At 44.0% G+C, this 13,921-nt stretch carries 15 protein-coding genes and 1 pseudogene; 3 read left to right on the plus strand and 13 right to left on the minus strand.

All coding sequences use genetic code 11. The features are described from left to right. Position 1: 1 nt before the first annotated feature. From hisF to hisZ, 7 genes are all read right to left on the minus strand, one after another. Positions 2 to 760 carry an imidazole glycerol phosphate synthase subunit HisF gene (gene hisF / locus Len3610_RS17745; RefSeq protein WP_176449117.1) on the minus strand — a complete coding sequence of 253 codons (759 nt, stop codon included), beginning with the start codon at positions 758 to 760 and terminating at the stop codon, positions 2 to 4. After that, complete coding sequence (gene hisA / locus Len3610_RS17750) at positions 761 to 1,471, minus strand: 1-(5-phosphoribosyl)-5-[(5-phosphoribosylamino)methylideneamino]imidazole-4-carboxamide isomerase (RefSeq protein WP_176449118.1); 711 nt, start codon at positions 1,469 to 1,471, stop codon at positions 761 to 763. Continuing rightward, positions 1,468 to 2,073 (minus strand): imidazole glycerol phosphate synthase subunit HisH, encoded by a 606-nt coding sequence (hisH, locus tag Len3610_RS17755; RefSeq protein ID WP_176449119.1) that lies wholly within the window; start codon positions 2,071 to 2,073, stop codon positions 1,468 to 1,470. Before hisH ends, hisA begins: the two co-directional genes overlap by 4 nt. Before the next feature lie 125 nt (positions 2,074 to 2,198). Beyond that, the gene (hisB, locus tag Len3610_RS17760; protein ID WP_176449120.1) at positions 2,199 to 2,783 is read right to left on the minus strand and encodes an imidazoleglycerol-phosphate dehydratase HisB; all 585 of its coding nucleotides are present in this window, start codon (positions 2,781 to 2,783) and stop codon (positions 2,199 to 2,201) included. Continuing rightward, a complete protein-coding gene (hisD, locus tag Len3610_RS17765) occupies positions 2,776 to 4,059 on the minus strand; it encodes a histidinol dehydrogenase (protein ID WP_176449736.1) in 1,284 nt (427 codons plus the stop codon). Before hisD ends, hisB begins: the two co-directional genes overlap by 8 nt. A gap of 8 nt (positions 4,060 to 4,067) precedes the next feature. After that, entirely contained in the window at positions 4,068 to 4,688 is a 621-nt protein-coding gene (gene hisG / locus Len3610_RS17770) for an ATP phosphoribosyltransferase (protein ID WP_176449121.1), read from the minus strand. Next, positions 4,689 to 5,930: an ATP phosphoribosyltransferase regulatory subunit gene (gene hisZ, locus Len3610_RS17775; protein WP_176449122.1), complete on the minus strand. Its 1,242-nt coding sequence runs from the start codon at positions 5,928 to 5,930 to the stop codon at positions 4,689 to 4,691. A gap of 322 nt (positions 5,931 to 6,252) precedes the next feature. Between hisZ and Len3610_RS17780 the strand changes: the two genes are divergently transcribed. Together Len3610_RS17780 and murB are read left to right on the plus strand one after the other, a co-directional pair. Continuing rightward, on the plus strand, positions 6,253 to 7,089 hold the full coding sequence (locus Len3610_RS17780; RefSeq protein WP_176449123.1) for an alpha/beta fold hydrolase: 837 nt from the start codon (positions 6,253 to 6,255) through the stop codon (positions 7,087 to 7,089). 5 nt (positions 7,090 to 7,094) lie between these two features. Further along, the gene (murB, locus tag Len3610_RS17785) at positions 7,095 to 8,021 is read left to right on the plus strand and encodes a UDP-N-acetylmuramate dehydrogenase (protein ID WP_255259678.1); all 927 of its coding nucleotides are present in this window, start codon (positions 7,095 to 7,097) and stop codon (positions 8,019 to 8,021) included. Positions 8,022 to 8,088: 67 nt separating this feature from the next. Here murB and ehuA read toward each other — a convergent pair whose 3' ends face one another. The 6 genes and pseudogenes from ehuA to Len3610_RS17815 form a co-directional block, all read right to left on the minus strand. Further along, positions 8,089 to 8,859: an ectoine/hydroxyectoine ABC transporter ATP-binding protein EhuA gene (gene ehuA, locus Len3610_RS17790; RefSeq protein WP_303699852.1), complete on the minus strand. Its 771-nt coding sequence runs from the start codon at positions 8,857 to 8,859 to the stop codon at positions 8,089 to 8,091. Continuing rightward, positions 8,859 to 9,597: pseudogene (ehuD, locus tag Len3610_RS17795) on the minus strand (ectoine/hydroxyectoine ABC transporter permease subunit EhuD). Before ehuD ends, ehuA begins: the two are co-directional and overlap by 1 nt. After that, positions 9,597 to 10,256 (minus strand): ectoine/hydroxyectoine ABC transporter permease subunit EhuC, encoded by a 660-nt coding sequence (gene ehuC, locus Len3610_RS17800; protein ID WP_176449738.1) that lies wholly within the window; start codon positions 10,254 to 10,256, stop codon positions 9,597 to 9,599. Before ehuC ends, ehuD begins: the two are co-directional and overlap by 1 nt. 107 nt (positions 10,257 to 10,363) lie before the next feature. Further along, positions 10,364 to 11,281 (minus strand): ectoine/hydroxyectoine ABC transporter substrate-binding protein EhuB, encoded by a 918-nt coding sequence (ehuB, locus tag Len3610_RS17805; protein WP_176449125.1) that lies wholly within the window; start codon positions 11,279 to 11,281, stop codon positions 10,364 to 10,366. 706 nt (positions 11,282 to 11,987) lie between these two features. Next, positions 11,988 to 12,968: a ring-cleaving dioxygenase gene (locus tag Len3610_RS17810; protein WP_176449126.1), complete on the minus strand. Its 981-nt coding sequence runs from the start codon at positions 12,966 to 12,968 to the stop codon at positions 11,988 to 11,990. 106 nt (positions 12,969 to 13,074) lie between these two features. After that, positions 13,075 to 13,644, minus strand: coding sequence for a M15 family metallopeptidase (locus Len3610_RS17815; RefSeq protein ID WP_176449127.1), 570 nt, complete (start codon positions 13,642 to 13,644; stop codon positions 13,075 to 13,077). Positions 13,645 to 13,680: 36 nt separating this feature from the next. Between Len3610_RS17815 and Len3610_RS17820 the strand changes: the two genes are divergently transcribed. Further along, positions 13,681 to 13,920, plus strand: a complete 240-nt coding sequence (locus Len3610_RS17820; protein WP_176449128.1) for a hypothetical protein — start codon at positions 13,681 to 13,683, stop codon at positions 13,918 to 13,920. Position 13,921: the final 1 nt, after the last annotated feature.

The following is a 13,921-nucleotide window of genomic DNA, read 5'->3' on the forward strand; positions in this document are numbered from 1 at the left end:
ATTACCTCCTGACAGTAATACCATTTTGATCGAGATGGTTCTTCAGTTCAGGTATCCGGATGTCACCATAGTGAAAGACAGATGCTGCCAGAGCTGCATCAGCATCCGCTTCTGTCAGAACTTCAGCAATATGGCTGTTTGACCCTGCACCGCCGCTGGCAACCACAGGGACGTTGACATTATCCGTAATGGCCTTCGTCAGCTCAAGATTGTAGCCGCTCTTGTCCCCATCCGTGTCAATCGCGTTGACCACTAGTTCACCGGCACCAAGTTGTTCACCACGCTTTGCCCATTCAATCGCATCAAGTTCTGTGTCTTCTCTGCCACCTTTGGTAAAAATAGTCCATTTTTGCGGACCGGTCTGTTTGGCATCGATTGAGAGCACAACACATTGGCTGCCGAATTTTAAGGCTGCTTCGTTTATGAGGTCAGGTTTTTTCACCGCGGCACTGTTGATTGAAACTTTGTCTGCTCCAGCCCTTAATGTCTGGTGGATATCCTCGATGCTCCGAATACCGCCGCCGACCGTGAACGGAATAGCAATTTCCGCTGCTACCTGCTCAACGACATCCAAAAATATCGGTCTTTCTTCATGCGATGCGGTGATATCATAAAACACCAGTTCATCCGCACCGGCTTCGTTGTAGCGCTTAGCCAGTTCAACAGGATTGGCCACATCACGGATGTTCTGGAATTTATGCCCCTTTACGACCCGTCCTTTGTCAACATCCATACATGGGATGATTCGTTTTGCCAGCATCTATGATTCCTCCTGTAATGTTTGAAAAGATACGGTGCCATCATACAAAGCTTTACCGATAATGGCACCGTATAGGTTCATATTTTTCAGCTGATTGACATCTTCTTTGGATGAAACACCGCCCGAAGCAATCACATTAATGCCGGTGAGCTGATTGATGGCTTCCAGTTCTTCAAAATTGGGACCCTTCAGCATGCCATCTTTTAAAATATCGGTATAAATGATGGTGGTAACCCCTATCGTCTCCAGCTTTTGTACCAGATCCGCAGCTTTCACGTCACTCGTTTCCGTCCAGCCATCTGTGGCAACGCGGCCATTCCGGGCATCAATGGATACGGCTATTTTGTCGCCATATATATTGACTGCCTCTTTAAGAAACGCTTGGTCATTAATGGCGGCTGTGCCGATTATGACCCGATCCACCCCTGCTGACAGATATTGACGGATCGTATTCATTGAACGAATGCCGCCGCCGACCTGTACAGGAATATTCGTTGCTTTTTTAATGTTTCGGATTGTTTCAATATTGGTTGAAGCGCCATCTTTAGCACCATCCAAATCAACGATATGCAAAAATTCAGCCTGGCTCTTCTCCCACTGCCGGGCTTGATCAGCAGGGGAATCGTTATATATTTTTTCTTTGTTATAGTCCCCTTGTATAAGGCGGACACATTTACCGTCTTTGATATCGATAGCCGGAAAAAGAATCATGAAGCAAGCCCTCCAAAATTTTGTAATAACTGTAACCCGGTGCCACCACTTTTTTCAGGGTGAAACTGCATGCCGATCAGATTATTTTTCTGTACGATTGCCGGGACTTTGCCGCCATAGTCGGTACTGCTGATGAGCTCATCCGGGTTATATGACTTGATTGCATAGGAATGAACAAAATAGACATAAGAATTTTCCGGGATCCCTTGAAGCAGGGTACTTTTGTTATGATGGGCCAATGTGTTCCAGCCCATATGCGGCACTTTGACAGAGTCATCAATTCGTCCAGCTTCGCCATGAAGCAGTTTGAGTCCGTCCCATTCGCCATCCTCAAAGCTTTTATCATACAAAAGCTGCATACCGAGGCAGATGCCAAGGAGTGCTTTGCCATTGGCAGCTTCTTCCTGAAGGGTGCCGGCAATCCCCAAATCACGTAAAGCAGTCATCGCATCATGGAACGCCCCGACTCCCGGAAGAATAATCCCGTCACTCTGTCTTATGGTGTCCTGATCATTTGTCAATTGTGATTCAAGCCCGGCTTTTGTCAGAGCAAATTGTAAACTTTTTATGTTGCCTGCACCGTAGTCGATTATGGCAATCATGTGATGCCTCCTTTTTTGTAATAATTCGGGCAGCTTAATAGAGTTAGGCTGTTTTGCACCAAGTATACGATGGTGCAAAACGCCAAATCGTGCGAGAAGCCTCTGATGTCAGTACCGCATTTTTATTATAGAGCGCCTTTTGTCGATGGGATGCCATCGATTCTCTCATTGAGGGATACGGCCTGATCAAGTGCGCGCCCGAATCCTTTAAAAATCGACTCGATGATGTGGTGGCTGTTTGATCCGTAAGACAAGTTAATATGCAGTGTGACGCCGGCATGATTGACAAAAGCCCGGAAAAATTCTTCAACAAGTTCAGTGTCAAAATCGCCAACCTTATCTTTTAGCCCGTTGACGTGATAGACGAGATACGGCCGTCCGCTGATATCCACTGAAATGAAAGAAAGTGCCTCATCCATTGGTGTTGTCACGGTCGCATAACGGGTGATGCCTGACTTATCACCAAGTGCTTCCTTGAACGCCTGCCCGAGTACAATACCAGTATCCTCGACTGTATGGTGCTGGTCGACATCCAGATCGCCGTCACAGCTTAACGTCAGGTCAAATAGTCCGTGTTTGGTCATCAGCGTCAGCATATGATCCAGAAAGCCAACACCTGTATCAACTTGCGACGTGCCTTTACCGTCCAGGTTCACATCTGCTGATATCGCTGTTTCGGCAGTTTTCCGGTTTATCGTGGTTTCACGCATCGCTCTCATCCTTTCTGATTTGGATTGAATTGGCATGTGCCGTGAGCCCTTCAGCATCCGCGAGAGACATGATGTCGGCGGAGATCTGATTGAGAGCCGCATTCGGATAATGGATCACACTAGATTTTTTAACAAAGTCGTATACACCGAGCGGCGACGAAAAGACTGCTGTTCCGCTCGTCGGCAATGTGTGATTCGGACCGGCGGCATAATCGCCAAGTGGTTCTGGTGAAAAATTGCCGAGAAAAATAGCCCCCGCATTGGTGATGTTTGCCAGGTTTTCAAATGGCTGTCGAATCATGAGCTGCAAGTGTTCCGGAGCTATCAAATTAGCGGTATCAAACGCTTCGGAAAGTGATTCAGCCAGTATGATGCGGCCATTCCGAGTGAGCGATTGCTGAATGATCGCATTCCGCTCCAAGTGTTCCGTTTGCCGGGAAATTTCATCCTTAACGATTTCAGCCATTTGCCTGCTGGTTGTAATAAGAAAAGGACGCGCCTCTTCATCATGTTCTGCCTGTGATAACAAGTCTGCTGAAACAAAACGTGGTTGTGCCGTTTCATCGGCAATAATGCAAATTTCACTTGGACCCGCAATCATATCAATTGCCACGTCACCAAATACCCATTTTTTGGCACGGGCTACATAAGCATTGCCGGGGCCGACGATTTTAAAGACTTTGCCGATTGATTCCGTTCCATAAGCCAGTGCTGCAATTGCTTGAGCGCCACCAACTTTATAAACAGTTTTCACACCGGCCTCCTTTGCAGCAACAAGGACATATGGACTGATTTGTCCGTTTTCATCAGGTGGTGTAGTAATGGCAATTTCGTTGACTCCCGCCAGTTGTGCCGGAATGACATTCATCAGTACAGAAGAGGGGTAGGAAGCTTTCCCGCCAGGAATGTAGACACCAACTCGTTCAATCGGTGTCACTTTCTGGCCGAGTGTTATCCCCCCAGGCTGATTCATAAACCAGGATTGTTCCTTTTGTCCAGCATGGAAAGCCGAGATATTTTCCCGGGCTGTCCGGAGCGCTGCTTTAAATTCCTGACTGACGACTTTTTCTGCCTCCAGGAATTCCTTTTCGGAAACAGTGATCCGATCAAGCTTGAAACCATCGAATTTTTCAGTTAATCGCTGCAGCGCGTCATCTCCAGTCTTTTTAACGTCAGAAATAATATCCAAAACGGTTGTGTCCAGGTGGCTATCATTGGTTTGCTCCGGTTGATTCTGTTTTTCCTGAAAAAATTGGCTGGCAGTTGTTAGCTTCATCATTTCTGTCACTCCAAACCAGTTTGTAACGTATGAATCATTTTGTGTACACTTTCAGACTTAGTCGTGAAACTTGCTTTGTTGACAATCAGCCGGGTGCTGACAGAATCCATCTCTTCAAGGATCGTCAGTCCGTTTTCCCTCAACGTATTTCCTGTCTCCACAATATCCACAATGACATCAGCCAGACCGATGAGTGGGGCAAGTTCAACTGATCCATTGAGTTTAATCGTATTAATGGGAATCTTTTTTTTATGAAAATGCTTTTCAGCGACAGCCGGATATTTGGATGCCACCGTCAGCACATTATTGTTGGACGGGTGGGTGCCATTGAAACCGGCGACAGCAAATTTGCACCTGCCCAGTTTAAGATCAAGTATTTCATATATGTCAGCCTGGGATTCCATGATGTTGTCTTTGCCGACGATCCCCATGTCTGCTGCGCCATTTTCCACATAAGTCGGGACATCAAGGGCTTTCACGAATATCAGTTTGACCATTCCGGCAGTATCATAGAAAACAAGTTTTCTGGATTTACTGTTTAAATGATCAAAATGGATGCCTGCCTGTTCCAACAGTTTAATAGAATCGTCGGCTGTCCGACCTTTTGCCAGTGCTAATGTAATCACTCAGTTATCCCTCATTTCTTGTTGCAGCAGCGTTTTCAGTTCATCGGCGGACTGAAAATTTAATTGTTTTTGCCGATGCCGTATGAACGATTGCTCGTTTTCAAAGTGAACGGTTAACAGACTTGGAATGCATGTTTTACTGTTGGTTTCAGTATCCTGTGTCATCACGCGATATCCCGATTCCCTTAGCCGGTTCGCTGCGGGTAAGGCATCATTTATTCCGGTTCTGTCATAATGTATTGTCACGTCAACTGACTGATCTATTTCCGGCAGCTTTCCGGCAGCTTTTTGGGCGTGGAATAGGTCATCAACAATACAGCCAAAACCGATTGCCGGCATGCTCCGGCCGAATTGTTCTGCCAGGTTATTATACCGGCCGCCCATTAATACAGGCTTGCTGTAGCCACTGACATACCCTTGAAAAATAATCCCCGAATAGTAGTCCATGTGATTGATCAGTCCAAGGTCCAAGACAATCGCATTTTCGATCTCATAGGCTTTCAGCACATCATAAACGTGTTTCAGACTTTCGATTGTTTCCCGCATTTTTTCGTTCAATATGATCGATTCAGCGGTTTCGATGACGTATTGCGGGTTGCCGTATAGCATTGGTATGGCTTTAACGGCTTTTACTACATGATCTTCCACATACAGATCTTCCAGAAAAGGCTCAATATCAGTCAGGTTTTTCGATTGGATCAGTTCCTGCAGCTTTTCTGATTCCTGTGGTGATAGCGGCAATTCATCGATAAGTTCTTTAAAAAAACCGGCATGACCGATTTCAATCTTGAATTGTTCAAATTTTAAATCCTGCAATATATGAACTGCCAGTGCAACCATTTCTGCGTCGTTTTCCGCGGTGTTTTCACCAAAACATTCGACGCCGGCCTGGGTGAATTCCCCGTTCTGGCTGCTATCATTGGGCTGCCGAAAAATATCCTCCACATAACACAATCGGTGGTACATGCCTTCTTTAACGGCCATTTTCCTTGTTATCGGGATTGTCACGTCAGGCCGCAGCACCATTACATCACCTGAAGGGTCAATGGTTTTAATCATGTTATGTTTATGGACGGTTCCAATCACAGAGGCGTACATATCATAGCCCTGAAATGCTCTTGTGCTCGTTTTCTGGTATCCATAGGTATGGAATCGTTTTTTGATGGTGGTTATCAGACTGTTTTTCAACTGATAATCCGTCGGGCTTAAGTTATCCTCAATGCCGGACAAATATGATTGCATGTAAAAACTCCAATCAGAACAAGTGATTGCTTTATTACTTTATCACTTTATTTAAGTAAAGTTATTGATATTTTAAACAGTAATAGATGATAAGTCAACCGATAAATTGAAATTTAATTATGACAATGCCATCAAAGTTGTTATATAAATTCCATAAACCATAAAGCAAAAAAACATGCTACGTGCTATAATGGATAATGAAATTAATTGATGTTTAGAAACGAAGGAAAAAACGTCATAAATTTATAGTCGTATCTGTTTCTGGTTCTGGGTATAAGGACACTGCATCAAGAAACTGGCGTTTAGTGGGGTAATTTAATTTATGCAAGCAAAGCATATCATCAGTATATTACTGTTACTCATGGTCGTTTTAGGTATTTTTAATATTCCGGAAAAGACCAGTTCAGAGAAAAAGAAACAAATTAATCATCCGACCGTTTTTGTTCATGGATATAAGGGTACACACAATTCGTTCGGTAATATGCTGGACCGGTTTGAACATATGTATGGATGGGGACAGACGGCACTGGTTTACGAGGTGTCGCCGACTGGGAATCTCGATGTTTACCAACTGAATAACGGGCAGTCTGCTGAGCCAATGTATGTACAGGTTATATTCGAAAATAATCGGGCCGGCATTCAGGATACATCTGAATGGCTGGCAAAGTTGATGGCACATATGAAAGAGACGTATCAGGTAAATTCAGCTAACTTAGTCGGTCATTCTATGGGCGGGCTTGTATCGATGCATTACATTGAAAATTACCAGGATTATTCGACATACCCGAAAGTTAAAAAGATAGCTGCAATTGGCAGTCCGTTTAACGGTATATACAGTGATGCCTACTTTCAAATTCACCATGATCCGGCAGCAGAGGATCTTAAGCCTGATTCGTTTGCACTTAATTCACTCCGCTTGAATAAAGATGCTATACCGGACGATTTAAAAGTTTTAAGTATCGGCAGTACCGGGGATTCTGTGGCACTGCCGGAAAGTGTCGAAATGATACGAAATATTGTAGATGAGAAGCAATTAACCTATAAAATGATAGAGGACCCTGCATTGGGGCATAGTGCATTACATGAAGATAGCCGAATCGATCAAATGATTTATTCCTTTCTTCAATATGAGAAGGCAGAAAGAACAGAAAAGGATTGATGTTTGTGGTAACTGATCACCATACTTATAAACAACTGATAGACATAACATCATCGGACAATGTGATGGCTGATGAATACTTGGAAAATCATACGTACACACATCTGGGTGGGAAAGCCGATTTTTATGTGACACCGGAAACGTATGAGCAGGTCCAGGATATTGTTAAACTTTCTTTAAAAAAAGATATTCCATTTACCTTGCTTGGTAATGGTTCGAATCTGATTGTGAGAGATGGCGGCATTCGCGGAATTGTTTTGAATTTAGGCCGCCTGAATGAAATAAATATCGAAGGCACACAACTTGTGGCACAAAGCGGAGCAAGAATCATTGACGCCTCCCGGGAAGCTTTGTCTCATTCGCTGACAGGTCTCGAATTTGCCTGTGGCATTCCTGGTTCAGTTGGTGGTGCATTGTTTATGAATGCGGGAGCTTATGGCGGTGAGATAAAAGATGTTCTTGAAAGCACGATTCTGGTGGATAGAAATGGTGATCTCTTGACACTATATCCTGAGGACCTTGAATTGGAATACCGTTCAAGCAACATTCCGGAAAAAGAATATATTGTGCTTGAAGCAACGTTTTCCATGAAAGCGGGCGGATATGAGGAAATTAAAGCCATAATGGATGATTTGACGTTCAAGCGCGAGTCTAAACAACCGCTTGAGTATCCATCATGTGGAAGTGTATTTAAGCGCCCGCCAGGTTACTTTGCCGGCAAATTGATTCAGGACAGTGAACTGCAAGGCAAACAGATCGGTGGTGCACAAGTATCCTTGAAGCATGCAGGTTTTATCGTTAATCTCGATGGTGCATCGGCGACCGAATACATCAATCTGATCCACTATGTTCAGGATACTGTAATGGATAAGTTTGGTGTTACGCTCGAACGTGAAGTGAAAATTATCGGGGAAGAGCCGGTTAATGAATGAAACGGTAATTTTCTAAAACAGCAAAACAGCTGATTCGCCTGTTAAGGTGAATCAGCTGTTTTAATTGCTATGATCTGAAACGGTGCAGGAAGCTTTGCAGCCGTTCATTACTGGAGTTTTCCAATACGTCTGCCGGTGGGCCTTGTTCGGCAATTACACCGTTATCAAGGAATAGAACGCGATCCGCAATATCACGGGCAAATTCCATTTCGTGGGTGACAAGAACCATTGCCATTTCACCTTCTTGTGCGATGTCACGGATAACTTCCAGGACTTCCCCGACCAGTTCAGGGTCAAGCGCCGATGTTACTTCATCAAACAACATGACTTTCGGCCGCATCACCAATGCACGGGCCATTGCCACACGCTGCTTTTGCCCGCCTGACAGCTGACTTGGATAACTATCCAGTTTATCGCCAAGCCCCACTTTCTCCAGCATTTCAATGGAGCGCTGTTTTGCCTCTTTCTTATCCACTTTCTGTACATGTATTGGTGCTGACATACAGTTATCAAGAATTGTCATATGTGGAAACAGGTTAAAATGCTGAAAAACCATTCCAATATCACCGCGCACCTGTCGCAAATGTTTTTCATTAGCCGGTACAAGTTCGCCGTTCTTTTCCATATGCCATAAATTTTTACCGTCGACAATGATGTCACCTGCTGTTGGCTCTTCCAGCGTCATCAGCATGCGAATGATGGTTGTTTTGCCGGATCCGCTGGGCCCGATAACGGCTACTTTTTCAGCCGGTTTGATATCCAGGTCAATCCCTGTCAAAACTTCTGTATCACCAAACGATTTATGCACATCCTGATAACTTACAATGGCTTCAGTCACTATGATACAGCTCCTTCCTTTTCTTCTTCATTGATTTGTTTACTGCCGCTCGGTTCTTTTTTATCAAAACGACGGTTCATTTTACGCTCCAGTTTATTGATCAGTATAGCGGACGGATAACTTAATACAAGGAACAGAATCGCCACAATGGTTAAAGGTTCCAGATATCTGAAGTTTGCAGCACCATACGAGTTTGCCAGATTCAATATGCCGGCAACCCCAATCGTTGATGCCAAAGGAATTTCTTTGAACATGATAATCAAATAATTTCCAAGCATAGGGATGGTCGGTGGAATGGCTTGCGGTAAAATGATTTTGCTCCATTTATGTCCTGTTGAAAAATTAAGTGCCCCGGGCAGCTTCCCACTGCCCTTTGTCCACCGCTTCAATACCGGAGCGATACACCTCACCGATATAGGTGCTGAAATGTATCCCCAGACCAAGAATAGCACTCGTGAATGGATCCAGAGCGAACCCGACAACCGGTACCATTGGCCAGGCATAGAAAATGAAAAATAGCTGTACAAGTGGCGGTGTTGACCGGATAAATTCCATAATCCATCTGAACAGCCACCTTAATGGCTTAATCGGGATGGCACTCAAGAGCGTCCAGACAAAGCCGAATATGAGCGCGAATAAATACGTTGCAACAGTCAGTCCTAACGTGATTCCAAGTCCTTCTAATACCATCGGGAAGGCTTCAAAGAATGTATCCCATTGCCAGTTGCCGCTATTCATCAGCTAGCCACCCCTTTCTTCGACACATCTTCCATTTTCCTGGTCAGCCATATTAATGGCAGTGCCATGATAAAGTAGAATACAAGTACCAGGAAATAGACCGTTGGTGCCAGAGACAGATTACCGCTGCGTAAAATGTCACCATAATATAGAATATCGGTCATACCGATCAGTGAAACAAGCGAAGTCGCTTTAAGCATTTGGATAAGGTAGTTGCCGAATTCCGGAAGCATCATACGTACGGCCTGCGGGAAAACGACCAGCCGCATCCGCTGAAAACTTGACATATTAAGTGCTGTCGCGGCTTCTGTCTGGCCCTTTGCAACAGATAATATTGAGCCCCGTACAATTTCCGACATGTAGGCACCATAGTTCAGGGCAATCGCAAGGACACCAGCGAGGTAATCACTTCCCAAATCAATGCCAAATAGGATCGGCAATGCATAATACAGCCAGAATAATTGTACGATTAAGGATGTCCCACGGAAGACTTCAACATAAAATGTGGTTATAGCCTTAATGATCGGATTTTTTGATAAACGGCAAAAGCCGGCAATGAAAGCCATTAAATATCCGAGAATAATGGAACCAACCAATACCTGGATTGTTATCCCAATTCCTTGCATCAGAACAGGGAATATTTCACTGATTGCGTTAATGTTAATCACTCCTTATTTAAAATAAAAGGGTCAGACCCCCTGGGTGAGGGAGCCGGACCCTATGGAGTCGTTGCAGGGATATTTAAAAGTATATTCTTATGCTTGGCTTAATATTTTTCACCACTGCAGATTTCTTCAGTCGTGATATCTTCCGGTGGTGCGTTATTCTCAGGATCAAAGCCGTTCTGTTCCAGAATTTCAGCCACGGTTCCATCGTCAATCAGCTTTTGCAGTTCTTCATTATATGCTTCACGCAGTTCATCGTTATCCTGATGGAAAGCGGCAGCACCATAGCTTGGGACACCTTCAATATCCGGCTGCTCGAAGTCTTCTACAAATTCGACATCGTCACTGGCTGTTTCCATGGCCATTCGCAATGTCATTTCCGTACCCGTTGTTACGTCAGCACGGCCGGATTGAACGGCTGAAAATGTAGAAGGGATATCGGAAGCTTCCTGTATCTGGTCTTCAGATACACCCATCTCCTGTACATACCCGATTTCAGTTGCACCGGACATGATGGATACGGTGGCACCTGATTCGGCTATATCACTATAGCTTTGCAGATCCATCGGGTTGCCCGCAGGTACAACCAGACCTTCCCCATACGTCATTTCCGGTTCGCCGAAATCTGCGTTTTCACACCGATCCGGATTTATAGCCATTCCCGAAGTAATGACGTCAAAATTACCTGCATTCAGACCCGGAATTAATTGACTGTAGTCTGACAGTTTACTTTCAACATTATCCACTCCCAGTTCTGCAAATACCGCTGCCGTAATCTCCGGTGATGCACCTGTCAGTTCCCCATCTTCCCCCTGATAACCGTATGGTTCTTCATTCGCAAATCCAACTGTAACGGTTCCTGCTTCCTGAATTTCGGCAAGCCTTGAATCGCCGCCTGATTCGCCTTCACTTCCGCCATCTCCATTGTCACTGCCGCTTGCATCATCAGAACCTCCGCCGCACGCAGCAAGCACAACAAGAAAGATACCGAAAATCGAAGTAAGTAATAGTTTTTTCATCTCCTAAATGACCTCCCGTAAATTTTTTAAGTATAAAGGGTTACGTTGACGCTGGGTGAAAAGCCCATATACTTGTTTCTCTTTCCTTAATGAAAATAACCCGTTAGGTAGTAGCTGTGTTCAATATCCGTTAATAAGAAAACGTATGTCCACTACTTTTTTACTAGTTATTGAACAACAAAACTGCGGGGAAAGTTTGTAAAAAAGTTATATTATAATGGTATAAGGTATCGTTCATTGATTCAAATGCGATAAATTTTGATAATTAGGAATTTAACCGCGTAAATTTCGCTCAAACATATAAAAATTGAATATACCGTAATATGCTTTAAAATAGCTTTCATTTCTTGTATATGCTCAAATTTCACAATTATTACAGAAAATTCAAATAAATTTTTGTCGAGATAGAGGCCTACAAATGAATTATGTTTGTAACCAGGAAATATGTCATGTATCGGAAAAACGCTGACGCGTCTTTTCAGATACATGAGGTCAGAAGTCGGATTGGAAGAAATCGGCGAGTTAGCCGATTTCCATATTGAAAACATCATCCGAAATTTTATGTTTTCTTTTCGATTTTTAAAACCGGATTGATTAGACGACATCACCATATCATTTTATCTGTGAATTTCTGTGAAGCTATTAGCCTTGCAAAAGAAACAAAATGCGTGAAGGAACCAATATAATAGTAAAAGACCGCACTTCTTCAGTGCGGTCTGCTTGTATCAAGCGGATTTAATCTGGCTTCAATTTCCTCGCGCCGATCTTCAAAAAAAGGTGGAAGTGCCAGTGATTCACCGAGATGTTCGATCTCTTCATCTGTCGTAAATCCGGGACCATCTGTTGCCAATTCGAACAAGATGCCATTTGGCTCCCTGAAATAAAGCGATTTAAAATAAAAGCGATCCACTAATCCGGAATTGGGAATGCGTTCTGCCTGAATGCGATCCTTCCATTTTGCCAATTCCACTTCATTATCGACACGAAATGCTACATGATGAACACTTCCACGGCCGGGCCGTTCTCTTTCCGGGAGGTCGTCACGCACTTCCAGGTGAATTTCTGCACCTGTTCCGCCCTCGCCAGTTGTGAAAACACGTATGTCAGCCTGGCCGTTGACCGGTGATGGATAGCTTCCGGTTTGGGAGAACGTTAAAAGATCCGTCAGCACCTTGATGGTTGGCTCAGGATCGCGCACTGTCAGTTTTACAGGCCCGAGACCGATGATGCCTTTATCACCTGGGACAGTGCTATCATCCCAAACTTTTCCACCTTTCACCCCTGAGTTTGTTTCATCAGAAATAAGTGTTAATCGCTGGTTTTCAGGGTCGCGGAAATGAATGACGTTGCGCTCACCCTGTTTGGTAATCCCATCATGGTCTACGTTATATTCGTTCAATCGTTTTTCCCAATATGTCAGTGCGTCATCAGTTGGAACACGCAGAGAGGTTCCGGATATGCTGCTGATTCCATGGTAAGTTGTGCCTGCCCGTGGTATTTCAAAAAAAGTTAAATCCGTTCCTGGGTTACCGATCTCATCAGCATAAAAAAGATGATAAACAGATGGATCGTCCTGGTTGATTGTTTTTTTGACCAAGCGCATACCTAAAACATGGGTGTAGAAATGGTAATTATTTGCAGCATTTGCTGTAAGGGCTGATACATGATGGATGCCTTTTAGTTCCATGGAAATGACCTCTTTTCAATTATGAAATTTAGTTTGAATTAAACTAATTTGAATTCAAACTAATTATAGTATAAATCGATTTTGACACCATGTACAGAATGTTGCCTCATTCATCGGATTCTTCATGCTTCGGGCGGAGTCCCCGTTTTAATTGTTCGATGCTTAACCCGAAGTCCATTTGTAAATGCGGATAATCTTTGAAATTTTCCCAGTCTCCACCCCATTCGAATCCCAGTTCTTTTGCCAGATCGGCAACTTCAAACCAGTCCGACTCACCGTTGTTATTGCCATCATAATGAATGTCCCAAATCATGTCGCCATTATTATTGTACAAAGCATAATCGACTGCAAGCCCATAGTTATGGTAAGATTCGCCGCCTTGTGCGTAGGTGACAATATTCCCATCATCTGCTCGGCCTTGCTCATATAATGCATCTTGCTCGTCGATGCTGCGTACGGTTTCTGTAATGGCAACATCAATATCTTTTTCGGCAGCTTGTTCAACCAGCTCCTTTGTTTTTTTGGTGACGACCGGATCAAGGTTTTCCGGGAGTGAAGCATCCTCTCCTTGGTCAAGATATCGGTCTGTTTGGAATTGGTTATATAGGAAGAGCAATGCTATTAAAACTAATATAATAATGATCCATGCAGAGATGTCTTTCCGGTACCGTTTCAAAATTTGCAGTCTCCTTGAGAATAGATTTCCACTGAAATGATAACATATACAGCCAGCAATTATGGGCGTGAATGCAACATGGGCGCGTTAGCAGTCAATATGGGCTTGAAACCAAAAACATGGGCGAGTTGGCAGCTAATATGTGCCCAAAAGCGAAAACATGGGCTGGTTGGCAGTCAATATGGGCCCGAAACCGGAAATATGGGCGCATCGGCAGCCAATATGGGCCGTAGAACGAAAACATGGGCTCATCGCAGTCAACATGGGCCCGAATAAC

The organism is Lentibacillus sp. CBA3610, assembly GCF_013373365.1.
Classification (GTDB): Bacteria; Bacillota; Bacilli; order Bacillales; family Amphibacillaceae; genus Lentibacillus.